The sequence below is a fragment of the Oleiphilus sp. HI0117 genome (genome assembly GCF_001635235.1).
In genome coordinates this window covers 1-323 of the sequence record NZ_LWGA01001372.1, presented here as the reverse complement: position 1 = coordinate 323, position 323 = coordinate 1, and the positions used below count along the sequence as shown (strand labels likewise).

Genomic DNA, 323 nt, shown 5'->3' with positions numbered 1-323 from the left:
GAAATAACTTTACGAGTGGTCGAGTCTATGAAGACGTCATTCGCAAAGAGCGACGTGGCGATTATCTAGGTGGAACAGTCCAGGTAATTCCTCATATCACTGATGAAATCAAACGCCGCATCGTTGAAGGTGCTAACGGCTATGATGTCGCCTTGGTTGAAATTGGCGGCACAGTTGGGGATATCGAGTCGCAACCCTTTTTGGAAGCAGTGCGACAGTTAAAGATTGAAGTGGGCTCCCAGCGTGCGCTGTTTATGCACTTAACTCTAGTGCCTTATATTGCAACCGCAGGTGAGACCAAAACCAAGCCGACCCAGCATTCC

The 323-nt window shown here is 48.6% G+C and carries 1 pseudogene; it reads left to right on the top strand.

What is annotated here, in order from left to right:
- Positions 1–323 (top strand): annotated as a pseudogene (gene pyrG, locus A3757_RS23440) (CTP synthetase); the annotation flags it as partial.